The organism is Cellvibrio fontiphilus (assembly GCF_042646205.1).
Lineage (GTDB): Bacteria > Pseudomonadota > Gammaproteobacteria > Pseudomonadales > Cellvibrionaceae > Cellvibrio > Cellvibrio fontiphilus_A.
In genome coordinates, this window is the sequence record NZ_JBHRTF010000015.1 from 93,237 (window position 1) to 115,538 (window position 22,302).

27 protein-coding genes are annotated in these 22,302 nt (G+C 49.1%); 6 read left to right on the forward strand and 21 right to left on the reverse strand.

Translation table 11 applies throughout. From position 1 onward, the window contains the following. Window positions 1-3 precede the first annotated feature (3 nt). Complete coding sequence (locus ACFODX_RS16605; RefSeq protein WP_378121233.1) at window positions 4-714, forward strand: S8 family serine peptidase; 711 nt, start codon at window positions 4-6, stop codon at window positions 712-714. On the opposite strand, the gene ACFODX_RS16610 is transcribed toward ACFODX_RS16605, so the two are convergent. After that, a complete protein-coding gene (locus ACFODX_RS16610; RefSeq protein WP_378121235.1) occupies window positions 709-1,536 on the reverse strand; it encodes a substrate-binding periplasmic protein in 828 nt (275 codons plus the stop codon). The two genes, ACFODX_RS16605 and ACFODX_RS16610, sit on opposite strands and share 6 nt — an antisense overlap. On the opposite strand from ACFODX_RS16610, the gene ACFODX_RS16615 reads away from it, so the two are divergent. After that, window positions 1,535-1,834 (forward strand): hypothetical protein, encoded by a 300-nt coding sequence (locus ACFODX_RS16615; protein WP_378121237.1) that lies wholly within the window; start codon window positions 1,535-1,537, stop codon window positions 1,832-1,834. The two genes, ACFODX_RS16610 and ACFODX_RS16615, sit on opposite strands and share 2 nt — an antisense overlap. On the opposite strand, the gene ACFODX_RS16620 is transcribed toward ACFODX_RS16615, so the two are convergent. After that, the gene (locus ACFODX_RS16620; RefSeq protein WP_378121239.1) at window positions 1,797-2,546 is read right to left on the reverse strand and encodes an SIMPL domain-containing protein; all 750 of its coding nucleotides are present in this window, start codon (window positions 2,544-2,546) and stop codon (window positions 1,797-1,799) included. The genes ACFODX_RS16615 and ACFODX_RS16620 overlap by 38 nt on opposite strands. A gap of 171 nt (window positions 2,547-2,717) precedes the next feature. On the opposite strand from ACFODX_RS16620, the gene queG reads away from it, so the two are divergent. The 3 genes from queG to ACFODX_RS16635 all read left to right on the forward strand — a co-directional run bounded on the left by queG (window position 2,718) and on the right by ACFODX_RS16635 (window position 6,236). Beyond that, complete coding sequence (queG, locus tag ACFODX_RS16625) at window positions 2,718-3,830, forward strand: tRNA epoxyqueuosine(34) reductase QueG (protein WP_378121242.1); 1,113 nt, start codon at window positions 2,718-2,720, stop codon at window positions 3,828-3,830. A 269-nt stretch (window positions 3,831-4,099) separates the two neighbouring features. After that, entirely contained in the window at window positions 4,100-5,554 is a 1,455-nt protein-coding gene (gnd, locus tag ACFODX_RS16630) for a decarboxylating NADP(+)-dependent phosphogluconate dehydrogenase (protein ID WP_378121244.1), read from the forward strand. Between the two features lie 91 nt (window positions 5,555-5,645). Continuing rightward, entirely contained in the window at window positions 5,646-6,236 is a 591-nt protein-coding gene (locus ACFODX_RS16635; RefSeq protein ID WP_378121246.1) for a hypothetical protein, read from the forward strand. Window positions 6,237-6,633: 397 nt separating this feature from the next. Here the strand turns inward: ACFODX_RS16635 and ACFODX_RS16640 are convergent, their stop codons facing one another. The 4 genes from ACFODX_RS16640 to ACFODX_RS16655 form a co-directional block, all read right to left on the reverse strand. Further along, complete coding sequence (locus ACFODX_RS16640) at window positions 6,634-7,674, reverse strand: LacI family DNA-binding transcriptional regulator (protein WP_324259707.1); 1,041 nt, start codon at window positions 7,672-7,674, stop codon at window positions 6,634-6,636. Window positions 7,675-7,805: 131 nt separating this feature from the next. Continuing rightward, window positions 7,806-8,741: a substrate-binding periplasmic protein gene (locus ACFODX_RS16645; protein WP_378121248.1), complete on the reverse strand. Its 936-nt coding sequence runs from the start codon at window positions 8,739-8,741 to the stop codon at window positions 7,806-7,808. 121 nt (window positions 8,742-8,862) lie between these two features. Beyond that, window positions 8,863-9,492: a single-stranded DNA-binding protein gene (ssb, locus tag ACFODX_RS16650; RefSeq protein ID WP_378121250.1), complete on the reverse strand. Its 630-nt coding sequence runs from the start codon at window positions 9,490-9,492 to the stop codon at window positions 8,863-8,865. Between the two features lie 98 nt (window positions 9,493-9,590). Beyond that, entirely contained in the window at window positions 9,591-11,000 is a 1,410-nt protein-coding gene (locus ACFODX_RS16655) for an MFS transporter (RefSeq protein WP_378121252.1), read from the reverse strand. A 230-nt stretch (window positions 11,001-11,230) separates the two neighbouring features. On the opposite strand from ACFODX_RS16655, the gene uvrA reads away from it, so the two are divergent. Next, window positions 11,231-14,113: an excinuclease ABC subunit UvrA gene (gene uvrA, locus ACFODX_RS16660; RefSeq protein ID WP_378121254.1), complete on the forward strand. Its 2,883-nt coding sequence runs from the start codon at window positions 11,231-11,233 to the stop codon at window positions 14,111-14,113. 132 nt (window positions 14,114-14,245) lie between these two features. On the opposite strand, the gene rplQ is transcribed toward uvrA, so the two are convergent. The 15 genes from rplQ to rplE all read right to left on the reverse strand — a co-directional run bounded on the left by rplQ (window position 14,246) and on the right by rplE (window position 22,298). Further along, the gene (rplQ, locus tag ACFODX_RS16665; protein WP_378121256.1) at window positions 14,246-14,638 is read right to left on the reverse strand and encodes a 50S ribosomal protein L17; all 393 of its coding nucleotides are present in this window, start codon (window positions 14,636-14,638) and stop codon (window positions 14,246-14,248) included. Between the two features lie 127 nt (window positions 14,639-14,765). Next, window positions 14,766-15,752, reverse strand: coding sequence for a DNA-directed RNA polymerase subunit alpha (locus ACFODX_RS16670; RefSeq protein ID WP_007644499.1), 987 nt, complete (start codon window positions 15,750-15,752; stop codon window positions 14,766-14,768). 26 nt (window positions 15,753-15,778) lie between these two features. Beyond that, on the reverse strand, window positions 15,779-16,399 hold the full coding sequence (rpsD, locus tag ACFODX_RS16675) for a 30S ribosomal protein S4 (RefSeq protein ID WP_007644498.1): 621 nt from the start codon (window positions 16,397-16,399) through the stop codon (window positions 15,779-15,781). Between the two features lie 12 nt (window positions 16,400-16,411). Then, window positions 16,412-16,807 (reverse strand): 30S ribosomal protein S11, encoded by a 396-nt coding sequence (gene rpsK / locus ACFODX_RS16680; RefSeq protein ID WP_007644497.1) that lies wholly within the window; start codon window positions 16,805-16,807, stop codon window positions 16,412-16,414. 56 nt (window positions 16,808-16,863) lie between these two features. Next, complete coding sequence (gene rpsM, locus ACFODX_RS16685) at window positions 16,864-17,220, reverse strand: 30S ribosomal protein S13 (RefSeq protein WP_378121260.1); 357 nt, start codon at window positions 17,218-17,220, stop codon at window positions 16,864-16,866. Between the two features lie 231 nt (window positions 17,221-17,451). Next, window positions 17,452-17,568 (reverse strand): 50S ribosomal protein L36, encoded by a 117-nt coding sequence (gene rpmJ, locus ACFODX_RS16690; RefSeq protein ID WP_012486383.1) that lies wholly within the window; start codon window positions 17,566-17,568, stop codon window positions 17,452-17,454. Window positions 17,569-17,590: 22 nt separating this feature from the next. Then, the gene (gene secY / locus ACFODX_RS16695; protein WP_378121263.1) at window positions 17,591-18,928 is read right to left on the reverse strand and encodes a preprotein translocase subunit SecY; all 1,338 of its coding nucleotides are present in this window, start codon (window positions 18,926-18,928) and stop codon (window positions 17,591-17,593) included. A 10-nt stretch (window positions 18,929-18,938) separates the two neighbouring features. Next, the gene (gene rplO, locus ACFODX_RS16700) at window positions 18,939-19,373 is read right to left on the reverse strand and encodes a 50S ribosomal protein L15 (protein WP_378121265.1); all 435 of its coding nucleotides are present in this window, start codon (window positions 19,371-19,373) and stop codon (window positions 18,939-18,941) included. Window position 19,374: 1 nt separating this feature from the next. After that, window positions 19,375-19,560: a 50S ribosomal protein L30 gene (gene rpmD / locus ACFODX_RS16705; protein ID WP_040393171.1), complete on the reverse strand. Its 186-nt coding sequence runs from the start codon at window positions 19,558-19,560 to the stop codon at window positions 19,375-19,377. Window positions 19,561-19,594: 34 nt separating this feature from the next. Continuing rightward, window positions 19,595-20,104 (reverse strand): 30S ribosomal protein S5, encoded by a 510-nt coding sequence (rpsE, locus tag ACFODX_RS16710; RefSeq protein WP_378121267.1) that lies wholly within the window; start codon window positions 20,102-20,104, stop codon window positions 19,595-19,597. 9 nt (window positions 20,105-20,113) lie between these two features. Continuing rightward, entirely contained in the window at window positions 20,114-20,464 is a 351-nt protein-coding gene (rplR, locus tag ACFODX_RS16715; protein WP_078045166.1) for a 50S ribosomal protein L18, read from the reverse strand. Between the two features lie 9 nt (window positions 20,465-20,473). Beyond that, window positions 20,474-21,007, reverse strand: a complete 534-nt coding sequence (gene rplF, locus ACFODX_RS16720) for a 50S ribosomal protein L6 (protein ID WP_378121270.1) — start codon at window positions 21,005-21,007, stop codon at window positions 20,474-20,476. Window positions 21,008-21,020: 13 nt separating this feature from the next. Then, a complete protein-coding gene (rpsH, locus tag ACFODX_RS16725) occupies window positions 21,021-21,413 on the reverse strand; it encodes a 30S ribosomal protein S8 (RefSeq protein WP_378121272.1) in 393 nt (130 codons plus the stop codon). A 30-nt stretch (window positions 21,414-21,443) separates the two neighbouring features. Then, complete coding sequence (gene rpsN, locus ACFODX_RS16730; protein WP_324259694.1) at window positions 21,444-21,749, reverse strand: 30S ribosomal protein S14; 306 nt, start codon at window positions 21,747-21,749, stop codon at window positions 21,444-21,446. 9 nt (window positions 21,750-21,758) lie between these two features. Next, window positions 21,759-22,298 carry a 50S ribosomal protein L5 gene (rplE, locus tag ACFODX_RS16735; RefSeq protein ID WP_078045163.1) on the reverse strand — a complete coding sequence of 180 codons (540 nt, stop codon included), beginning with the start codon at window positions 22,296-22,298 and terminating at the stop codon, window positions 21,759-21,761. Window positions 22,299-22,302: the final 4 nt, after the last annotated feature.

Below are 22,302 nucleotides of genomic sequence, written 5' to 3' on the forward strand. Positions count from 1 at the left end.
CCCATGACTTACACTTCCGATCAAGCGACTCAGTTGCCACTTAAAATTGGCATCATCGATAGCGGTATTACCAAAGAATTTTTACAACACACTGGCGCAACTGTTGCGGCTGCAGCTCGCTTCAATATCGATTGGCAAGCAAAACGCCTGACAATCCAGCGTTACGATACCAGTGACCTTGGCGCCTGGTTAGCCGGCACACAAACGCTGGAAATAGACGACGCAACAGGTCATGGCACTGCGGTAGTCAGTATTTTGCATCGTGAATTACAGCTTCCTGTCATTTACTACATCGCCAAGATTTTGAATGACAATATGAGCGGCTCGGCTATTTGTCTCACCGAGGCTATAGACTGGCTGAGCAGTGAATGCCAAGTGGATGCAATTAACATGAGCCTGGGCTGCGATAATTTTTATTGGCAAGCGCGAGTACAAGCCGCTGTCGATAGAGCAGGCGCCAACAACTGCCTCTTGTTTGGCGCCGCAGGGGATATTCCAACACTGCCCTCTGAGGCTGAGGGCGTGATCAGTATTGGCGTGGCCAGGCATCAGCAAAAGCGACCAACAAGAATCGATTGTATGGCACTGGATTCCGAGATAACTATTTTTCAACAAGGATATTGGACAAATGTTCCAATATCCTCCAGTTATGCCTGCCCGCAGCTTCTGGCCTGCAGTTTCAACTTGCAAGCCAAGCGCATCAGCACGTTATAAATTATTAATATCCAGCCACAACTCCGGCCGATTTACCGGTGTCTCTTTGGGCAAGGCGGGGTTATCCAAATAAAATACTTTGCGATTTTTAAGGTCGGCCAGTTCAATCACTTTTTTGATGGAGGGGTCATTTAAAAATTCGTGGTCAAAGGTTCCATCGGCAATCATCGCATTAAAACCGCTTTCAATATCGCGAGCGAGCGAGGGGTTATCGGGAGCGACAAAAATATAAAAAGGCATTTTGTACACCAGCATCAAACGTTTTTCTATCGCCAGTTCCAAGCCGGGAATTTTATTCACTTCGCCCCAAGGCTCTTGCACACCGCGCGGGAAGGCATCAAACCGCCCGCCATCCAACATATGAAAAAGATTTTCATATTTTTGCGTTTTAACAACCGTCAGCCCGTTGCTTTCCAAAATATTGGTATCTGCCCAGGTAGCCCCCTGACCAAATTTAATTTTTTTCAAATCATCGAGAGTGTTGATTGCATCAAACTTATGCTGGCTGTTTTTATGGATCAGGAAAATCCTGTGGCCCAACAACCCCTTCAGCAGGGGAATGCGCACCGGCGGCACCTGCGCTTCTATACTCGCGTCGGAGGCGGCCCACATCACATCGATGCGACCCGCGCGTAAATCCTCTATGTATCGCCCTTGGGTGCGCTGTCCACTCGCGGAGTCTTCTACGATTTCGTATTTGGTTGAGGCGCGAGCCAGTGAGAGTTTTAACATCCTCACTGAGTAATTATCTATATCGGTAAACGCCGGCATAATGACAATACGTTTACTGGATTGGGCATTGGCGCCGACACCAAGAGCCATGAAAAGCATCAGGCAGCAAACAAGTGTTGTGGCGCGAGAACGAGAACAGGTTGCAAACATAATGACCTCAAGCAGGAAAACTAGGCCCCGGCTTTTATGTGATTTATTGCCGAAGCTACTGGGCTGTAGCTGTTTGAGTATAGAGAGCGATGCGCCATTTAGCGCAAAAAAAACACCTGAAAAAGCAATGAAAACGAATGCAAAAAAAAATGGCAGCGAAGGCGCTGCCATTTTTTATAACCATTTTCAGATTTATTCGCCTATTTCAGCAGATAGACCACATAAACCTGAGCAGTGATTTTCATTACGCCCGGTTCAAATGGCTCACCGGCAACACGCTGCAAGGACATAGCATCCGCCTTCAGCGATGCCGAGCTGCCCATCAATTCGCGGTTAGGGCGCAATTCCCAACGCTCATTGCCGCGATTGTTAAATTCAGAAATCGACCAGGCATCGCCCACCTCACGCCCCTGCGCTTTTGCCAAACGGCTGGCGCGCGCTTTGGCATCATTAATAGCCGCTGTCTGGACTTTTTCCTCGGCCGCTTTTTTGTCGCTCAGGGTTAACTGGGTGTTAATGGTTTCGGATATTTTGGCATCCACCATCGCTTTCATCATGTCCGGGTATTTTTTTAAATCGCGCAGGTTGATATCCACCTGCCGCGATACGTGATTGCCGGTTAATACCCGCTGGTTTTCTTTGTAGTCATACTCCGGGCGAATATTTAACGCGGTGGTCGCAATATCATTTGCTTTGATACCGAATTTTTTTACTGTGTCGATTAACAGCCGGGAGCGCGCATCTACATCCGCTTTGGCTTTGGCAAGATCCAAATCAACCGTCTGGATACTCAGGGTAAACACCATCATATCCGGCTCGATCTCCAGTTCAGCCGCGCCTTCAACGTACACATGTGGTTGTTGTGGCAGTGGTGTTGCAGCGACATTGGCACAGAAAAGTGCAACCGCACTCAGCAATGCCCAAACTCCAGCAAAATAATTTACGCTCATAGATGACTCCTTTTTTAACCAACCCAATTAGCTAACCAGCCAAATAATGTATTGCCGTTGCACTATAGCGGCTGAGCCTGAACACCGGCCAACTCAACTGTTTAAAAATGTAACGGCGCCTGATTTCAGGCAAAATAACGCACCTTATCTTGCTCAATGAAAGCCACCACCATGCCCCACAATCTCGATCTGCATCAGCTTGCCAGCAACATCAAACTCTGGGGCCGCGAGCTGGGTTTTCAGCAACTGGGCATTACCGATATCAACCTGCAAGATGCCGAGATCAAATTGCAGCAATGGTTGGCCAAGGGCTATCAGGGCAGCATGGAATGGCTTGCCGCGCACGGCAATAAACGCTCGCGTCCGGCGGAATTGCTACCCGGCACAGTGCGGGTGATTTCGGTGCGCATGGATTATCTACCGGGCGATACGCAGCAAATCAAAATCCTCAAGGACCCAACCAAGGCCTACATTTCCCGCTACACCCTGGGGCGCGATTACCACAAGCTCATTCGCAAACGCCTGAGCCTGCTCGCGCAAAAAATTGATGATGCCCTACCAGAGGACTATCCCTTCAAAGGCCAAAACCGCGCCTTTGTCGATAGCGCCCCGGTCATGGAGCGCCCGTTAGCGGAAAAAGCAGGTTTGGGCTGGACGGGCAAACACACACTGATCATCAACAGTGAAGCGGGCAGCTGGTTTTTCCTGGGGGAGATTTACACCTTTGTCCCACTGCCAGTGGATGAACCACAGCAGCCCAACCAATGTGGCGATTGCACCGCCTGCCTCAAAGTCTGCCCTACCGATGCCTTCCCCCACCCTTACGAGCTGGATGCGCGCCGCTGCATTTCCTATCTCACCATCGAAAACAAAGGTGCGATTCCCGAAGAGTTCCGCGAACCTATCGGCAACCGGATTTTTGGCTGCGACGACTGTCAGGCGATTTGCCCCTGGAACAAGTACGCGCAATTCACCGGCGAGACGGATTTTTTACCCCGCCATGGCCTGGCCGATAGCGATTTGGTCGATCTATTCAATTGGACAGAAGACGAGTTTTTAGCGCGCACCGAGGGGTCAGCCATCCGCCGCGTGGGTTATGAAGGCTGGCTCAGGAATATCGCCGTAGGCCTGGGTAATGCACCGAGCGATGCCAAAATCATTAACTCACTACAGCAAAAACGCCACACAGCCACGCCATTGGTGCAGGAGCATATCGACTGGGCACTGGCACAACAGGCCATGCCGAAGCGGCGACGCAAACGGAAGATCAAACACAGCGAATAAACGATTAGCTAAAACAATCGCCAAAATAGCCTTAAGGCCGGGCGGCTTGGCTATTTTTTTGCGCCACAAACAGGAATAATACGCACCCTTCAAAAAAGTGCGGCAAGCTGGACAGACTTAGCATCAAAGAACTGCACTACTTAGGATTGAAATCGGTCAATCACTGCTCCCTGAACACCTCAGGACCGCAGCCTGGTGACTTTACTGCCGGAACTGTCCTGATGTTCTCCCGGGTAGGACATCAACCACAACGATAGGCTATTACTACTATGAAACCACTTTCCGATATAGGCTTGGTTGGCTTGGCCGTGATGGGCGAAAACCTCATCCTGAACATGGCTAGCAAAGGCTATACAGTTACCGCTTACAACCGCTCTGTAGAAAAAGTAGACAGCTTTATTGCTGGTCGCGCTGCAGGCAAAACCATTCGAGGCGCACGCTCCATTGAAGAGCTGGTCGCATCACTGGCCAAACCACGCAAAATTATGCTGATGGTTAAAGCTGGTAAAGCGGTAGATGACTTTATTGAACAATTAATTCCGCACCTGGAAGCAGGCGACATCATTATCGATGGCGGCAACACTCACTTCCCCGATACCGACCGCCGCACGGCGTACCTCGCGAGCAAAGGTTTGCGTTTTATCGGCACCGGCGTTTCCGGTGGTGAAGAAGGCGCACTGACTGGCCCGTCCATCATGCCCGGCGGCTCACCAGAAGCCTGGCCATTCGTGAAAGACATTTTCCAAAGCATCTCCGCCAAAGTGGACGATGGCTCACCTTGCTGTGACTGGGTTGGCGAGAACGGCGCCGGCCACTTTGTAAAAATGGTTCACAACGGCATCGAATACGGCGATATGCAATTGATCTGTGAAGCCTACCAATTGCTGAAAGAAGTGGTTGGCCTGACTGCAGACGAAATGCACGAAGTGTTCGCTGAGTGGAACAAAGGCGAACTCGATTCCTACCTGATCGAAATCACCCGCGACATCCTCGCGTACAAAGATACCGATGGCGAACCACTGGTTGAGAAAATCCTCGACACCGCAGGCCAAAAAGGTACCGGTAAGTGGACTGGCGTAATCGCATTGGATTTGGGCGTACCGCTCACCTTGATTTCTGAAGCAGTATTCGCGCGCTGCCTGTCATCACAAAAAGCGGAACGTGTTGAAGCCGCAAAAGTCATTAAAGGCCCAGCAGTGAATTTCACTGGCGACAAAAAAGCCTTTATCGATGATTTGCGCAACGCGGTATTCGCTTCAAAAATTATTTCTTACGCACAAGGTTATTTGCTGATGCGTGAAGCCGCCAAAGAATACGGCTGGCACTTGAACTACGGCGGTATCGCCTTGATGTGGCGCGGCGGTTGTATCATCCGTTCATCATTCCTCGGCAACATCAAAGAAGCATTCGACAAGAATCCTGAATTGAAAAACCTGTTGTTGGATGATTACTTCGCCAAGACTGTCGATGCAGCCCAAGCTGGCTGGCGTCGTGTTGCTGCGGCGGCGATTGTGAACGGCATTCCCGCTCCAACCATCACTTCAGCACTGACCTACTTCGACGGCTACCGCACTGCGCGCCTGCCAGCAAACCTGTTGCAAGCCCAGCGCGATTATTTCGGCGCACACACCTACGAGCGCACCGACAAACCACGCGGTGAATTCTTCCACACCAACTGGACCGGCCGCGGCGGCAACACCGCATCGACCACTTACAACGTTTAATTTTTTAAACGCGGTGTGAGAAAACAAAAACCCGAATCAGAAATGGTTCGGGTTTTTTGTAATCAAAATTTTTAACTAACGGTCGTAGTTTATGGAAAAATTAAAAGCGCTCAATGAACTTTGCAAAATGGATGCTAGGCAATCGGTTTTCCCTGTAAGGGATGAAATAAGTCAGCAATGGAGAAAAAGAACTCAGGAAGAAACTTATGAGCGAATTTCAAAAATACAACTTCATGAAAATGTACCAGAGGACATCCGAAGCCATTTTTCAGCATCACTCAACTTACTTGCTTACTCTTGGTATTGCTATCAATTCAACGGGACTGCCGAATTTATGGCTTTGGTCAGCGTTGAATTTTCTTTAAAGAAAATATACCCATCAAATAAATACCAAAAGTTTCCGATACTCCTTAGGCGAGCAGCCGATGAAAACTTGTTGAAAGATGAAAACTTTAAATATGCAAACCAATCCATTGAGGGAATTGGGGCAGTTCATTTGATACCGCCGATGTATTTTTCGACAGAAAAGACATATGTAGAGACACTAGTAGAATACTTGCCAAAAATGAGAAATAGCTTGGCTCACGGAGTTATATCTATACATAATTTTGGGATCGAATCAGTTTTTCTCTGCTCAGAAATTATCAATCAATTGTTTGCATCACCAGAAACCGATAAATAAACACTAATCAATTAACTCGTAGCTTGGGGTGAGGAACGAACCCCAACATTCGCAATCGCAATCGCAATCGCAAACCGCACATTGATTCATTAATAAGAAAAACAAAGACGCACGAATTCGGTGTTGGTGGTTGTGGATACATGGTCATGTTGGGGTTCGTTCCTCACCGCCAACCTACATTTACATCGATAATATTTATTGAGTGTTGCTATGAAAAACCAACCAGCAGCGCATCACCAAAATCTTCAACCGATTCAATTTTGGAGTCCATCAAAAAAAAGAGCAGAACGAGACATTAAGGATGGGAGGGTATTACACATGCACAAGCCAAAGAAAAACTTAAAAAGTGGCTTAAATATTGAGTTGCTTAGAATATAAAAAGCGCGAAAAACTCGCGCTATTTTTTATAAGGTTTGGCACCGCAAGAGCCGCGCACAACGAGATTGGCGGGTAGTAATAAAGATTCAGGGCGTTCGCCGCTAACTAGTTTTAATAAATTTTCTACCAACAATTCGCCAGCTAATTGCGTGTCTTGTTGGACTGTTGTGAGCGGTGGGTGGGTGTAGGCGGCCATGGGGATATCGTCAAAACCCATTAGGGCTACATCTTGCGGGACGTGTAAACCAGCTTCTTCCAAGGCGGTCATAGCGCCAATTGCAATAAGGTCACTCGCACCAAATACGGCATCAAAAGGTACACGACGCTGCAGCAAACTCATTGTCGCTTTGTAACCTTCTGCCTCTGAAGTTTCGGCGGCAACTTGCAGTTTAGGGTCAACCGCAATACCAGCTTCCTGCAGCGCTTTACAGAAGCCGTGGTAGCGGTCGGCGAACTCGGGGCTGTGTTCGGACACATCGCCGAGGAAGGCGATATTTTTGCGGCCCAGTTCGAGTAAATGTTTTGCCGCGTAGTAAGCGCTATTGAAATTGTCGCAGCCAATGGATACGCCAGGTTGCCCTTCAAGCACAGGCCCCCAGGTAATAAAATGGGCGCCCACTTCTGTGAGATAGGTTAGTTTTTTAACAAAGGTTTCGTAATCACCGTAACCCAAAAAGATAATGCCATCGGCGCGATTGGCATCTTCGTAGTCTGCATGCCAGTCCTCACTAAACTGCTGGAATGACACTAACAAATCAAACCCACGATTGGCCGAGGCGCGCGTGATGCTACCAAGCATCGACAGAAAAAACGGGTTGATCAGTGAGTTGCCTGTACCGTGATGTTCGCACAATAAAAGTGCAATGGTTTTGGTCTGTTGGGAGCGCAAGCTGCTCGCATTTTTATCTACTTTGTAATTCAGCTCGCGGGCGATTTGCTGCACTTTCAATCGCGTTTCTTCGTTGACCAAGGGGCTGTTGCGCAGGGCGCGCGATACGGTCGACTGTGATACACCTGCGCGATAGGCAATATCAAAGGATGTGGGTTTATCGTCTTTCAACTGGGTGACCCTCGCTGAGATTCTTTTGTTGTTGTTTTACTTTTGTTGTTGTTTTGATAGTCGCTTATTTTTTTACTGCAACTGACGAGGCTGATACTACCCCAGCCTCGAAGATAGGTATAGCAACGCGCTTAAAGTGATGGAGTAAACCCCTCCATCTCTGGCGGTAATATCGGGTTTTTCAGGGTGATTCTGGTTCTGGCGTTAAACTGTATCGCCGCCAACTCTTTGCCAAAATAACGATCAAAAAGCGCATCCAGTTCACCGTTGGCCGCAATAATTTTCAAGCCATTTTCCACGCGCTGTGCCAATTCAGGTTTGTTGGGGTTAACATAAAAAACCAATGGGAAGGGGTAATAAACCAGCAGTGAATGATCAACCAGCAACGCACCACTCTGGGCCGCGCGCTCTTTAAATACGCCAGCCACTTCATTTGCACCGAAGGTGACGTAATCAAACTCTTTGTTCTGCAGGCGGGTAAACAGCTCATCAAAACTCCCTTTCTCTACTACGGGATAACCATTTTGGCGGAACAGCTCCGCATCAGCCCAGGTAGCAGGAATACCCATGGTGAGTTGTTGCAATTGTTTAGCCGTTTTGATCGCCGCAAATTTTTCTTTGTCGGCCGCGCGAATAATTAAAATGCGATGTCCTAGCAAACCTTTCATTAGAGGCTGGGGCACTAGAATTTTTTTCTCGCCAGCCAATTTAGCGTTGCCCGCCACAGTACCAAAAATATCAAAGCCCTTAGTGCGAAATACGCTGGCTTCATCTTCCGCTTTAGGGTAGTCGGTTAAATCTTCTTCCAGCACCCAGTCACCCTTGCGCTGGCTGGTAGCCGCCAAGGCCAGCTCCAATATCTCCCGCTCGTACTGCTGGCGCGATGCCGTTTTATTACCATTCCAAAGTTTAATACTTGCCGTTGCTGTGGCATCAAGAGCGATGCTGTGGGGCGCCATAAGCGCCAGGGCACAAACCAGAAAAGCAGCACTTGAAAAATGCCAGCGATGGAGATGATGGAATCCGAAGAATAACGCGATTAACAAGCGAGAGGGGTATGCCGTCATGATGAAATCTCTTTTCATTTTTATTGTCACCCACGACTTATAACGCGGGGCTGATACAAAACAGGGCGCGCTCGGTTATAAGCGCGCCCTGTCCAAGCCTAACAAAAATAGCCGCCTGTGGCTAAAACGGAATATCGTCATCGAAGGAGTCAAAACCGGCAGGCTGTTGTGGTGGAACGTTTTGTTGTGCCGCCGGACGATTGCCCTGCTGACCAAAATTGCCGCCCTGATTGGCACCAGCCGGACGCGGCGCGGACTGGTTGTAGGCATTTTGTGCTGGAGCGTTGTTATACGGCTGGTTGAATTGCTGATTATTGGGCTGTTGATTGGCGTATTGGGGCGACTGATCAAAACCACCCGCCATGGCGCCAGCACCCATACCCGCTGCGCCCATGTTATTGCCCATACCGTCGCCGCGGCCATCCAACATTTGCATTTCGCTGGCGACGATTTCGGTGGTGTAGCGATCGCTGCCATCCTGCGCTTGCCATTTGCGGGTGCGCAGTGAGCCTTCGATGTAAACTTTGGAGCCTTTTTTCAGGTACTCGCCGGCAATTTCACCCAGGCGATTGAAAAACACCACGCGGTGCCACTCGGTGCGCTCTTGCGGTTGACCGGTGTTTTTGTCCTTCCAGGTTTCCGAGGTTGCTAGGCTGACGTTGGTAACGGCGCCACCGGAGGGCATGTATTTCACTTCCGGGTCCTGCCCGATGTTGCCGATAAGAATTACTTTGTTGATACCGCGAGCCATGGTGCATTCCTCTTGATTGTCCGAGCATCCGCCTTATGTGGTTATTCAGGGCGGCATTCAGGTTGATGGGTTATTGCCCCTGCGGGGCGCTGATCACTCTACACGTCTGCGCGGCCGTCCACAATTGCAGCCAATTGTTTCCGATCCACGCGACGCTGATCCACTTTCAGGTAAATAGTATTTTCTGAAGCAACTATTACCGCCTCGGCAACGCCATCCACGGCGCGCAGCTTTTCCAGCAATATCCGGGGGTCGGCAAGCGCTGCGCTTTTGCCCTCAAGGGGAATCAGCACGCTGGCTAAAAAGTGCGGCGGCTTCATCGACCAGGCCACCGCCAGCCACATCACAATTAATAGCGCATTCAATGAAAAAACCGCGTTAGCGCCTTGCTCCTGCAACAGCCATCCACCCAGTGCACCGCCGCCAAATACGCCCAGTACCTGACAGGTGGAGTAAATACCGGTTGCCGTACCCTTGGCACCCGCTGGGGCGATTTTGCTCACCATGGAGGGCTGGGTCGCCTCTAACACATTAAAAGCGATAAAGAATACAAACAGCACCAACAACGCAAGAATCCGGTTAGCGCCAACTAACATCAACGCCAGCTCAGCGAGCAACAACAGCGCTACGGCTAACAAGAAAACGCTTTTAATCTTGCGGCGTTTTTCGGCGATGATCACAAACGGCAACATCAACACAAACGCAAAGGCGAGTAGCGGAAAATAGATCAACCCGTGGTAATTGCGAGGTATATCCAATTGGTTTTGCAGCATTAGAGGCAACACGACAAAACTGGACATGAGCACAAAGTGCAGGACAAAAATCCCAACATTCAACCGCAACAATTGCGGGTGCAACAGGGTTTCACCCAGCAGCGCCGGCACAGCAACCGCTTCACGTTTGGGGCGAACACTTGGCGCCACCTGCGGCACCAGCTTCAACAGAATATAAATACCTACCGCCCCCAATAGGGCGGTCAGCCAAAAAATCGCTGCCACACCACCCCAGGCTGCCAGTAGTGGGCCAGCGGTCATCGCCAGGGAAAAGGAGACACCTATGGACGCGCCTATGGTCGCCATGGCCTTGGTGCGATTTTCTTCCGAGGTCAGATCGGTGAGCAATGCCATTACCACCGCCGAAATAGCGCCACCCCCCTGCAGGAAGCGCCCAAAAATCAACCCGTATACCGACTCCGCCAGCGCCGCGACCACACTACCCAAAACAAAGATCACCAACCCCGCCAGGATAAGAGGCTTGCGTCCGATACGATCAGACAGCACACCAAAAGGGATTTGCAGCAGCGCTTGGCTAAAACCATAAGCTCCTAAGGCAAGGCCTAATAAAAACGGACTGTGGTGGGCATATTCAGTGCCATAGAGCGCCAGCACTGGCAGCAGCATGAATAGACCAAACATGCGAAAGGTGTAAAGCGCCGCCAGCGACCAGACCACCTTTTTCTCGAAGGGCAGGGGAGCAGAATACTGAATGGAGCTGGCCGGATCTTGCATAGGATTTAAGGTTTCGCGAGGTTTTAACGGGGCGACAGTGTACCAACTCGCGCCGAGGCCAGACCACCAATCCCCGAAAGATTCTCACAATCCGGGATTGAGCCATTGACTCACGCCCCCCGAATAATCCATATCGGTGACATCTGTCAGTCAGGCATTCACGTATAATCGCCCCTCGGCGAAATAAGCTCGCCGTTTCTTTTTGTCAAAAGCCCGGGTGGACGCAGTAGATGGACAAAATTATCGTGAGGGGTGCGCGCACCCACAACCTGAAAAATATTGATCTGGATATTCCGCGCGACAAGCTGGTGGTAATCACCGGCCCCTCGGGTTCAGGCAAGTCCTCTCTGGCGTTTGATACGCTCTACGCCGAAGGCCAGCGTCGCTACGTGGAATCGCTTTCCACCTATGCGCGCCAATTCTTGTCGATGATGGAAAAGCCGGATGTGGATCATGTCGAAGGCTTGAGCCCGGCCATTTCTATCGAGCAGAAATCCACCTCACACAACCCGCGCTCCACGGTGGGCACCATCACCGAAATTTATGACTACCTGCGCCTGCTCTATGCGCGCGTGGGCGAGGCGCGCTGCCCCGAGCACAAGGTGCCGCTTGCAGCACAAACCATTAGCGAAATGGTGGATACCACCCTCGCCCTGCCGGAAGGCACCAAGCTGATGCTGCTGGCGCCCGTGGTGCGAGATCGCAAAGGCGAACACCTGCATATCTTTGAACAGCTCAAGCGCGATGGTTTTATCCGCGCGCGCATCAATGGCATTTTGTGCGATCTGGACGATACCCCCAAACTCGATAAGAAAAAGAAACACACAGTAGAAGTGGTTATCGACCGTTTTAAAGTGCGCGAGGATCTAAAGCTGCGCCTGTCTGAATCCTTTGAAACTGCGCTGAAACTCTCCGAAGGCATAGCCTGCATTAGCTATATGGATGGCGAGGCGCCCGATCGCCTGTTCTCCTCCAAACACGCCTGCCCGATTTGCGATTACAGTCTAACCGAGCTGGAGCCGCGCCTGTTTTCCTTCAACAACCCGGCAGGCGCCTGCCCTACTTGCGATGGTTTGGGCGTGCACCAGTTTTTTGATGAAGACAAGGTCATTCAAGACCCTGGCCTGAGCTTGGCAGAGGGCGCTATTCGCGGCTGGGATAAGCGCAACGTCTACTACTTCCATATGCTGGCTTCGCTGGCCAAACACTATGGTTTTGCTGTGGACACACCCTGGTCGAAACTCAAAGCCAAACAGCGCGAGGCAGTGCTCTATGGTTCGGGCGAGGATGTGATCGAGTTTAACTACATCAATGATCGCGGCGATGTGTACAAGCGCAGCCACAGTTTCGAGGGCGTACTGCCCAATATGGAACGCCGCTACCGCGATACCGAATCCAACTCAGTACGCGAAGACTTGACCAAATTTCTATCCAGCCAGCCCTGCCCTGACTGCGAAGGCACAAGGCTGCGCCTGGAAGCGCGCAACGTGTTTATCGACGAGCGGCCATTGCCCAAGATCACAGAAATGCCCGTCGCCGATGCCTATGACTACTACATGCAGCTGAGCTTCAGCGGGCGCAAAGCCGGCATCGCCGATAAAATTCTCAAAGAGTTACGCGATCGCTTCCGCTTTTTGGTGGATGTCGGCTTGAATTACCTGACCCTCAACCGCAGCGCTGAGACACTATCGGGCGGTGAAGCCCAGCGAATTCGCCTCGCCAGCCAAATCGGCGCAGGTCTGGTGGGCGTGATGTACATTCTGGATGAACCCTCCATTGGACTGCACCAACGCGACAATGAGCGCCTGCTGAAAACCCTCACCCATCTGCGCGATCTTGGTAATACGGTTATTGTGGTGGAACACGATGAGGACGCCATTCGCCTCGCCGATCACGTCATCGACATAGGCCCAGGCGCAGGTGTGCATGGCGGTCAGGTCATCGCCCAAGGTAACGTCAAAGCGATTATGGCCACTAAAGAATCCATCACCGGCCAGTACTTAAGTGGCAGTCGCGAAATCGCGGTACCTACTAAACGCCACACCTTCGATCCTAAGAACACCCTGCGTCTTATTGGCGCCAAGGGCAACAACTTGCAAAACGTCACGCTGGAAATTCCGGTTGGTTTGATGACCTGCGTGACGGGAGTGTCTGGGTCCGGTAAATCCACCTTGATTAATGCCACCCTGCACCCGCTGGCCGCCACTGCACTGAATGGCGCGACTACTCTCGATCCAGCCCCCTATGACAGCATCGAGGGCATGGAGCTGTTCGATAAGTGTGTGGATATAGACCAGAGCCCCATTGGGCGCACGCCGCGCTCCAACCCCGCCACCTACACCGGCATATTCACACCTATCCGTGAACTTTTTGCCGGCACACAGGAATCGCGCTCCCGTGGCTATCAACCGGGTCGTTTCAGTTTCAACGTGCGCGGCGGGCGCTGCGAGGCTTGTCAGGGCGATGGCGTCACCAAGGTGGAAATGCACTTCCTGCCCGATGTCTATGTGCCCTGTGATGTATGTAAGGGCAAACGCTACAACCGCGAAACTCTGGATGTGAAGTACAAAGGCAAAAACATCCATGAAGTATTGGAGATGACCATAGAAGATGCCCGCGCTTTTTTTGACCCCGTACCGGCGATTGCCAATAAACTACAAACACTGATCGACGTGGGGCTTTCTTATATTTGCCTGGGGCAATCCGCAACGACCTTGTCGGGCGGCGAAGCCCAGCGGGTAAAACTGGCCAAAGAGTTATCCAAACGCGATACCGGTAAAACTTTGTACATATTGGACGAGCCAACCACCGGCTTGCATTTCTATGACATCCAACAGCTGCTAAACGTGTTGCACCGTCTGCGCGATCACGGCAACACCGTTGTGGTTATTGAACACAACCTGGATGTCATCAAAACCGCTGATTGGATCGTGGACCTAGGCCCTGAAGGTGGTAGCGGCGGTGGGCAGATTATTGCTACGGGCACCCCTGAAGATATCGCCCAAATGGAGCACTCACATACTGGTCGGTTCCTGAAGCCAATGCTCAAGAGCCTGCCAGCAAAAAGCGCAAAAACATCGACCACCAAAACTACCAAAACGAAAAAAGCTTAAGCCTCAAACGCAAACGGCGAAGCAGCTGCTGGTTCGCCGCCTGGTTTAAACAAATATGGAATTCGCAATACCGGAAAATAAAAAAGCCAAGCAGTGATGCTTGGCTTTTTTATTTATCGCTTAAGGCTCAACTTATTCAGCTTCTACTGCGGCCTCTACAGACTTGCTTGGGCGATCTACTAACTCAACATAAGCCATTGGCGCTTTATCACCAGCACGGAAACCGCACTTCAGGATGCGCACATAACCACCTGGGCGAGCGTTGTAACGTGGGCCTAACTGGCTGAACAGCTTGCCTACGGCTTCTTTGCTATTCAAACGCGCGAACGCTAAACGACGGTTTGCAACGCTATCCACTTTTGCCAAAGTGATCAGCGGCTCAGCAAAACGACGCAGCTCTTTTGCTTTTGGCAAGGTGGTTTTAATCAATTCATGCTCAACCAAAGAAATAACCATGTTGCGAAACATAGCTTTACGATGTGAAGCATTGCGGCCTAATTGACGACCAGATAATTTATGACGCATGACAAAATTCCTTCAGAAAGGACTGCTAACAGCAATCTCGTTAATCACCTGCACCGAAGTGAGTTACAGGCGAACTAATAATAAAAGCCGCCTACCGGTTACAAAACCATGTAGGCGACTTCGGGTTTTAATCGTTTCTCAAACTCGCTGGTGGCCAGTTTTCCAAACGCATACCGAGCGATAATCCGCGTGAAGCCAGAACGTCTTTAATTTCGGTAAGAGATTTTTTACCCAAGTTTGGCGTTTTCAACAGCTCAACTTCTGTGCGCTGAATCAAATCACCAATGTAGTAAATATTTTCCGCTTTCAAGCAGTTTGCTGAACGAACGGTAAGTTCCAAGTCATCAACAGGGCGCAACAGAATTGGGTCAATAGCCTCTTCTTTTTGCTCTGGAGCTGATTGTTTTTCACCTTCTAAATCAACGAACACAGCAAGTTGCTGCTGCAGAATAGTCGCTGCGCGACGAATAGCTTCTTCCGGATCAATGGTACCGTTGGTCTCCAAATCCAAAATCAGCTTATCCAAATCAGTGCGCTGTTCAACACGAGCACTTTCAACACTGTAAGCCAAACGCTTAACAGGGCTAAAAGAGGCATCTAACTGCAAGCGACCAATTGCACGGCTTTCATCATCATCACGACGACGGCTGTCAGCTGGCTGATAGCCACGACCACGTGCGATGGTTAAGCGCATTTTCAATTCAGTATTGCCAGTAATGTTAGCAATCACATGATCTGGGTTTTTAATTTCCACATCATGATCTAACTGAATATCAGCAGCAGTCACAACGCCGGGGCCTTTTTTGGTCAAAGTAAGAACTGCGTGATCCTTACCATGCATAATTACAGCAACACCTTTGAGGTTCAGAAGGATTTCAATAACATCCTCACGAACACCCTCAATGGCACTGTACTCATGCAACACGCCTTCGATTTCCACTTCAGTTATGGCACAACCAGCCATAGAAGAGAGCAAAATACGACGCAATGCATTGCCTAAAGTATGCCCGAAGCCACGCTCCAATGGTTCCAAAACCACGCGTGCGCGGGTTGGCCCACTTTCTGAAACATCGATATGACGCGGAGTTAAAAATTCGTTTACTGCAGTCTGCATAGCAATACCTGTTAGCGGTTCGTCCCTTACTTAGAGTAAAGCTCGACGATGAGGTTCTCGTTGATGTCAGCAGGCAAATCAATGCGATCAGGAATGCGCTTGAATACGCCTTCTTTTTTCTCACTGTTAACATCTACCCACTCAACATTACTACGTTGGCCAGCCAAGTTCAGTGCGTTTTGAACACGCAATTGTTTCTTAGCTTTTTCGCGAACAGCAACAACATCACCAGCCGCCACTTGGAAAGACGCAACATTTACAGTTTTGCCATTTACACTGATTGCTTTGTGAGAAACGAGTTGACGTGATTCTGCGCGAGTTGAACCAAAGCCCATGCGATAAACAACGTTATCCAAACGGCATTCCAGTAACTTCAGCAAGTTTTCGCCGCTAGCGCCTTTACGACGAGCAGCTTCTTTGTAGTAACCACGGAATTGCTTTTCAAGGATGCCGTAGATACGACGAACTTTTTGCTTTTCACGCAGCTGCACACCGTAATCAGACAAACGACCACGGCGTTGACCATGTTGTCCAGGTGCAGTTTCAATTTTACATTTAGAGTCTAACGCACGAGCACCGCTCTTCAGAAAAAGATCAGTGCCTTCACGGCGAGACAGCTTACAGGTAGGTCCAATATAACGTGCCATTCTCTAATCCCCTTACACGCGACGTTTCTTCGGCGGACGACAGCCGTTGTGAGGAATCGGCGTTACGTCAGTAATGTTAGTGATTTTGTAACCAACATTGTTAAGTGCGCGAACAGCTGATTCGCGACCCGGGCCTGGGCCCTTAACTTCGACGTCGAGATTTTTTAAACCATACTCTTTTGCCGCTTCACCAGCGCGCTCTGCAGCAACCTGTGCAGCAAAAGGTGTACTTTTACGTGAACCACGGAAACCAGATCCACCGGAGGTAGCCCAGGCAAGTGCATTACCTTGGCGATCAGTGATAGTCACGATGGTATTGTTAAAAGAAGCGTGAATATGGGCAACGCCATCGATCACGGTCTTTTTAACTTTTTTCTTGGTTGTGGTTTTATTACTTGGCTTCGCCATAGCAACTTCTTCCTACTAATTTGTTACCGTAAGTGAATGAAAGACGTAAGCAAGAATTACTTCTTAATAGGCTTACGTGGGCCTTTACGGGTACGAGCGTTCGTTTTTGTGCGCTGACCACGGAGCGGTAAACCACGACGGTGGCGCAAGCCACGGTAGCAACCCAGATCCATCAGACGCTTAATATTCATAGATATTACACGACGCAAGTCACCCTCTACGGTGCGCTTAGCAACCTCAGCACGGACAGCATCCATTTGCTCTTCTGACAAACTGCCGATTTTTACATCTTCAGCAATGCCAGTGGCAGCACAGATTTGCTTAGCCGAGGTACGACCAATCCCATAAACGTAAGTCAACGAGATAACGGCGTGTTTGTTATCTGGTATGTTTACACCAGCAATACGAGCCATTCAAATTACTCCAGTAACACTTAAATTGCAGCGTTGACGGCATAAGCGCCACCCTCGCCCCTAAACAAAAGGCGCGCAGAATAGCTGCTAAGACACCATAAAGCAATAGCTGAGCAATTTCTCACCCAACGACAGTCAACGCCCCCAGTTGCTTATATTAATAGTCTTATAAACAATCAGGCTGGCCCCCATTAAGGACGCCAGCCTGTTATTTGAGCACAGACTTAAATATTAGCCTTGACGCTGCTTATGACGCGGCTCAACGCTGCAGATTACCCGCAGAACACCGTTGCGACGAACCATTTTGCAATTGCGACAAATCTTTTTAACAGAAGCACGAACTTTCATGATTCAACCTCAATATCGCGGATTAGCGAGCGTTACCGCTGCCATATCCTTTCAAATTTGACTTCTTCATCAATGATTCATATTGATGAGACATCAAGTGAGCCTGCACCTGAGACATAAAGTCCATTACCACAACCACTACGATAAGCAGTGAGGTACCGCCCAAGTAGAATGGCACGCCAGTGGCAACTACAAGGAACTCAGGCAGCAAACAAACTGCCGACATATAGATAGCGCCAACTACGGTTAAACGAGTGAGAACGCTATCGATATACTTAGCGGAATGCTCACCAGGACGAATACCTGGAATATATGCACCCGACTTTTTCAAATTATCTGCAACTTCTTTCGGGTTGAACATCAATGCCGTGTAGAAGAAACAGAAAAATGTTATTAATCCAGCAAAGAACAGAATATATAACGGCTGACCAGGACCAATAGCCAATGCTAATTCTTGCAGCATTTCATTTACTACCCCCTCACCGCCTTGACCAAACCATTGGGCAATAGACGCAGGGAATAACAAAATACTACTGGCAAAAATTGCAGGAATAACGCCAGCCATATTAATCTTCAAAGGCAAATGACTGCTCTGTGCAGCATACCCTTGTCTGCCCTGTTGACGCTTCGCGTAATTTACGGTAATGCGACGCTGACCACGCTCAATGCGAACCACGAACCAAATTACTGCTATAGCAAGGATGCTAATAATCAGTAATGCAATGATGTGTAAGTCACCCTGACGCGCACTCTCGAATGCCTGTCCAATCGCACTTGGCATACCAGCAACAATACCTGCAAAGATAAGCATTGAAATTCCATTTCCGATACCGCGCTCAGTCACCTGCTCACCCAACCACATCATGAAGACAGCGCCCGTCACTAAAGACACTACCGCAATGAAGTAGTAAGAAAAAGTAGGCTCACCACCAAAAGCAAATGACGAAAAACTAACAGCCATAGCCAAGGCCTGAACTGTTGCAAGAACAACAGTGAAGTAGCGAGTGTACTGGTTTATCTTGCGACGACCTGCATCACCTTCCTTCTTTAGCTGCTCCAACGATGGAGTAACTGCTGTAAGCAACTGCATGATAATCGATGCAGAGATGTAAGGCATGATACCCAACGCAAGAATACTCATTCTTTCCAATGCACCGCCAGAGAACATGTTAAACATGCCAAGTATGGTGCCTTGATTCTGATTGAATAAATTTGCGATTCTTTCAGGATCTAAGCCCGGTACGGGTATGTGAGTACCTATACGATAAATCACTATTGCCAAAAACAAAAAGCGCAGGCGAGCCCATAGCTCGCCCAAGCCCCTTTGATTTGCTAATGGCAGATTACCTGGAGTTGCCATTCGCGCCTCGTCACTCTTCTACTGTTCCGCCAGCGGCTTCAATCGCTGCTTTAGCACCCTTTGATACAGACAGGCCTTTAACAGTGACAGCTTTATTGATTTCGCCGGAAGCGAAAATTTTTGCACGCTTAATGACAGAGCTTATCAGACCAGCTTGCTTCAATGTTTCGATATCAACAATAGAACCTTCGACAGCATTCAATTCTGATAAACGAATTTCTGCAGAAACCAGACCGACACGGGAGGTAAAACCATACTTGGGCAAACGAATTTGCAAAGGCATCTGACCGCCTTCAAATCCTGGTCTTACAGAGCCGCCTGAGCGAGACTTCAAACCTTTGTGACCACGACCAGCAGTTTTACCTAAACCACTACCGATACCACGACCAACACGTTTTTTGGCATGAATTCTGCCCGGTGCCGGGCTAAGGGTGTTCAGACGCATCTTATTCTCCCTCTACCTTTACCAGATAGTTAACTACATTAATCATCCCACGAACTGATGGAGTATCTTCTACTTCAACAGTGTGACGGATGCGACGCAAGCCCAAGCCTCTTACACAGGCCTTGTGGCTCTCCAAGCGATGAGCAGTGCTCTTAACTTGGGTCACTTTAATCATTTTCTTTGACATGGTGAATTCCGCCATCTAGTAATCGAAAAATCGATTAGTTCAGAATATCTTCGACACTTTTACCACGTTTTGCAGCAACAGCTTCTGGAGAAGTCATTTCTTTTAACGCATTAAAAGTAGCACGAACTACGTTAACCGGATTGGTAGAACCGTAGCACTTGGAAAGAACGTTCTGAATACCGGCAATTTCGAGAACGGCACGCATTGCACCGCCTGCGATAACACCAGTACCTTGTGACGCTGGTTGCATGTAAACTTTGGACGCACCATGAACACCTTTAGTTGGGTATTGAATGGTATCGCCATTCAATTCAACTGTGATCATATTGCGACGAGCTGCTTCCATCGCCTTTTGAATTGCAGTCGGGACTTCACGCGCCTTACCGCGACCAAACCCTACTTTACCATTACCGTCACCAACAACAGTCAGAGCAGTAAATTGAAAGATACGACCACCTTTAACAGTTTTAGCAACACGATTAACTTGGACTAATTTTTCCTGCAAGCCTTCGTTGTTGTCTTCTTCTTTCTTAGCGTATGCCATATCTCACCTTTAGAATTCCAATCCGCCTTCACGTGCTGCGTCTGCCAGAGCTTTAACGCGACCGTGGTATTTAAAACCACTACGGTCAAATGCAACTTGAGTGACACCAGCTGCTTTAGCTCGCTCAGCAATCAGAGCACCAACGGCTTTAGCTGCCTCAGCATTACCAGTTTTACCACTGCGCAATTCTTTATCCAGCGTGGAAGCGCTCGCAAGAACACGAGCACCATCACCAGAAATCAGTTGTGCGTAAATATGGCGTGGAGAACGGTGAATCGTCAAACGAGTTACACCCAATTCACGAATCTTAGCGCGGGCACGGCGTGCACGGCGAAGACGAGTTTGCTTCTTATCGCTCATATCCTAGCCCTACTTCTTCTTAGCTTCTTTACGCAGTACTGTTTCATCCGAATAACGAACACCTTTACCTTTGTAAGGCTCTGGCTCGCGAAATGCGCGGATTTCTGCAGCCACTTGGCCAAGCAATTGCTTGTCAGCAGCTTTCAGTACAATTTCAGTCTGGCTTGGGGTTTCAACCGATACGCCCTGTGGAAGAACGTAGTTAACCGGATGTGAATAACCCAAAGACAGGTTTACAGTATTGCCTTCTGCTTTAACACGGTAACCAACGCCAACCAATGAAAGCTTTCTTTCAAAGCCTTGACTAACACCAAATACCATGTTGTTAACTAGGGCACGGGTAGTGCCTGCTAACGCATCAGACTGCTTGGCGCCATCACGTGGAGCAAAAGTAAGCACATTATTTTCGTGTTTAACTTCTACGCTCGCGTGAACTTGCAGCGCCAATGTACCTTTGCTGCCTTTAACGGACAGTGACTGTCCGTTAAGAGTGACAGTCACTGCAGCAGGTACTTCAACCGGACTTTTTGCAACTCGTGACATGACGATTTCCCAATTAGAATACTGTGCAGAGGACTTCGCCACCTACGCCAGCGGCGCGTGCAGCACGATCAGTCATTACACCTTTACTGGTAGAAACGATTGCGATACCCAAACCACCGCGAACGGTAGGTAACGCTGATTTACCAGCATAATTACGTAAACCTGGACGGCTCACGCGGTCAAGCTCAACAATAACTGGCTTGCCTTCAAAGTATTTCAGGTCAACAGTAAGTTCTTGCTTGGCGCCTTCGCTTACAGTAAAACCGTTAATGTAACCCTCGTCAGAGAGTACTTTCGCCACGCTTACTTTCAATTTTGAAGAGGGCATGGTTACAGATGCTTTACCCACGTTTTGCGCGTTGCGAATACGTGTCAGCATATCTGCCATTGGATCTTGCATGCTCATCAGATTCTGCTCCTAAGATTAAGCCGAGGCTTACCAGCTGGCCTTAACCAAGCCGGGGACATCACCACGCATAGCTGCTTCACGCAATTTATGACGGCACAAGCCGAACTTGCGGTAAACACCGTGTGGACGACCAGTTACACGACAACGATTACGCTGACGCGATGCACTAGCGTCACGTGGCATTTGTTGCAGCTTGATTTGAGCTTCCCATACCTGCTCTTCAGTTGATGAAGGGCTGACGATGATCGCTTTCAACTCTGCACGCTTGGCAGCAAATTTTTTCACTGTTTCTGCACGTTTAACTTCCCGTGCAATCATAGATTTCTTAGCCATGACGTCACCTTAACCTTTGAAAGGGAAGTTAAATGCTTTCAACAATGCACGACCTTCATCGTCTGTACGAGCAGTGGTAGTGATACAAATATCAAGACCACGCAGACGATCAACTTTGTCGTAATCGATCTCTGGGAATATGATTTGCTCGGTCACACCCATAGAAAAATTGCCGCGACCATCAAACTGCTTTGGACTAATACCGCGGAAGTCGCGAATCCGAGGAATAGCAATAGTGATGAGACGATCAAGAAACTCGTACATACGATCTGAGCGCAGAGTTACTTTGCAACCAATTGGCCAACCATCACGGATTTTAAAGCCCGCAATTGATTTACGAGAATTAGTTACAACCACTTTCTGACCAGCAATTTTTACCAGATCGTTAACGGCGTTATCCAGGATCTTTTTGTCACCTGTTGCTTCACCAACACCCATATTCAAGGTGATTTTGGTGATGCGTGGCACTTCCATAACGTTCGCCAAACCTAACTCTTCTTTGAGTTTGGGGGCGAGTTCTTTAACGTAAAGTTCTTTTAGCCTAGCCATGTTT

Excerpts from the sequence above, each read along its gene's own strand:
- secY (WP_378121263.1), bottom strand. The coding sequence starts at position 18,928 with ATGGCAACTCCAGGTAATCTGCCATTAGCAAATCAAAGGGGCTTGGGC.
- rpsE (WP_378121267.1), bottom strand. The coding sequence starts at position 20,104 with ATGGCATACGCTAAGAAAGAAGAAGACAACAACGAAGGCTTGCAGGAA.
- rpsN (WP_324259694.1), bottom strand. The coding sequence starts at position 21,749 with ATGGCTAAGAAATCTATGATTGCACGGGAAGTTAAACGTGCAGAAACA.
- ACFODX_RS16635 (WP_378121246.1), top strand. The coding sequence starts at position 5,646 with ATGGAAAAATTAAAAGCGCTCAATGAACTTTGCAAAATGGATGCTAGG.
- rpsK (WP_007644497.1), bottom strand. The coding sequence starts at position 16,807 with ATGGCGAAGCCAAGTAATAAAACCACAACCAAGAAAAAAGTTAAAAAG.
- rpsD (WP_007644498.1), bottom strand. The coding sequence starts at position 16,399 with ATGGCACGTTATATTGGACCTACCTGTAAGCTGTCTCGCCGTGAAGGC.
- gnd (WP_378121244.1), top strand. The coding sequence starts at position 4,100 with ATGAAACCACTTTCCGATATAGGCTTGGTTGGCTTGGCCGTGATGGGC.
- ACFODX_RS16615 (WP_378121237.1), top strand. The coding sequence starts at position 1,535 with ATGAAAAGCATCAGGCAGCAAACAAGTGTTGTGGCGCGAGAACGAGAA.
- rpmJ (WP_012486383.1), bottom strand. The coding sequence starts at position 17,568 with ATGAAAGTTCGTGCTTCTGTTAAAAAGATTTGTCGCAATTGCAAAATG.
- ACFODX_RS16655 (WP_378121252.1), bottom strand. The coding sequence starts at position 11,000 with ATGCAAGATCCGGCCAGCTCCATTCAGTATTCTGCTCCCCTGCCCTTC.
- ACFODX_RS16610 (WP_378121235.1), bottom strand. The coding sequence starts at position 1,536 with ATGGCTCTTGGTGTCGGCGCCAATGCCCAATCCAGTAAACGTATTGTC.
- uvrA (WP_378121254.1), top strand. The coding sequence starts at position 11,231 with ATGGACAAAATTATCGTGAGGGGTGCGCGCACCCACAACCTGAAAAAT.
- rplE (WP_078045163.1), bottom strand. The coding sequence starts at position 22,298 with ATGGCTAGGCTAAAAGAACTTTACGTTAAAGAACTCGCCCCCAAACTC.
- ACFODX_RS16670 (WP_007644499.1), bottom strand. The coding sequence starts at position 15,752 with ATGCAGACTGCAGTAAACGAATTTTTAACTCCGCGTCATATCGATGTT.
- queG (WP_378121242.1), top strand. The coding sequence starts at position 2,718 with ATGCCCCACAATCTCGATCTGCATCAGCTTGCCAGCAACATCAAACTC.
- rplO (WP_378121265.1), bottom strand. The coding sequence starts at position 19,373 with ATGCGTCTGAACACCCTTAGCCCGGCACCGGGCAGAATTCATGCCAAA.
- ssb (WP_378121250.1), bottom strand. The coding sequence starts at position 9,492 with ATGGCTCGCGGTATCAACAAAGTAATTCTTATCGGCAACATCGGGCAG.
- rpmD (WP_040393171.1), bottom strand. The coding sequence starts at position 19,560 with ATGTCAAAGAAAATGATTAAAGTGACCCAAGTTAAGAGCACTGCTCAT.
- ACFODX_RS16620 (WP_378121239.1), bottom strand. The coding sequence starts at position 2,546 with ATGAGCGTAAATTATTTTGCTGGAGTTTGGGCATTGCTGAGTGCGGTT.
- rplQ (WP_378121256.1), bottom strand. The coding sequence starts at position 14,638 with ATGCGTCATAAATTATCTGGTCGTCAATTAGGCCGCAATGCTTCACAT.
- rpsH (WP_378121272.1), bottom strand. The coding sequence starts at position 21,413 with ATGAGCATGCAAGATCCAATGGCAGATATGCTGACACGTATTCGCAAC.
- rplR (WP_078045166.1), bottom strand. The coding sequence starts at position 20,464 with ATGAGCGATAAGAAGCAAACTCGTCTTCGCCGTGCACGCCGTGCCCGC.
- rplF (WP_378121270.1), bottom strand. The coding sequence starts at position 21,007 with ATGTCACGAGTTGCAAAAAGTCCGGTTGAAGTACCTGCTGCAGTGACT.
- rpsM (WP_378121260.1), bottom strand. The coding sequence starts at position 17,220 with ATGGCTCGTATTGCTGGTGTAAACATACCAGATAACAAACACGCCGTT.
- ACFODX_RS16605 (WP_378121233.1), top strand. The coding sequence starts at position 4 with ATGACTTACACTTCCGATCAAGCGACTCAGTTGCCACTTAAAATTGGC.
- ACFODX_RS16645 (WP_378121248.1), bottom strand. The coding sequence starts at position 8,741 with ATGACGGCATACCCCTCTCGCTTGTTAATCGCGTTATTCTTCGGATTC.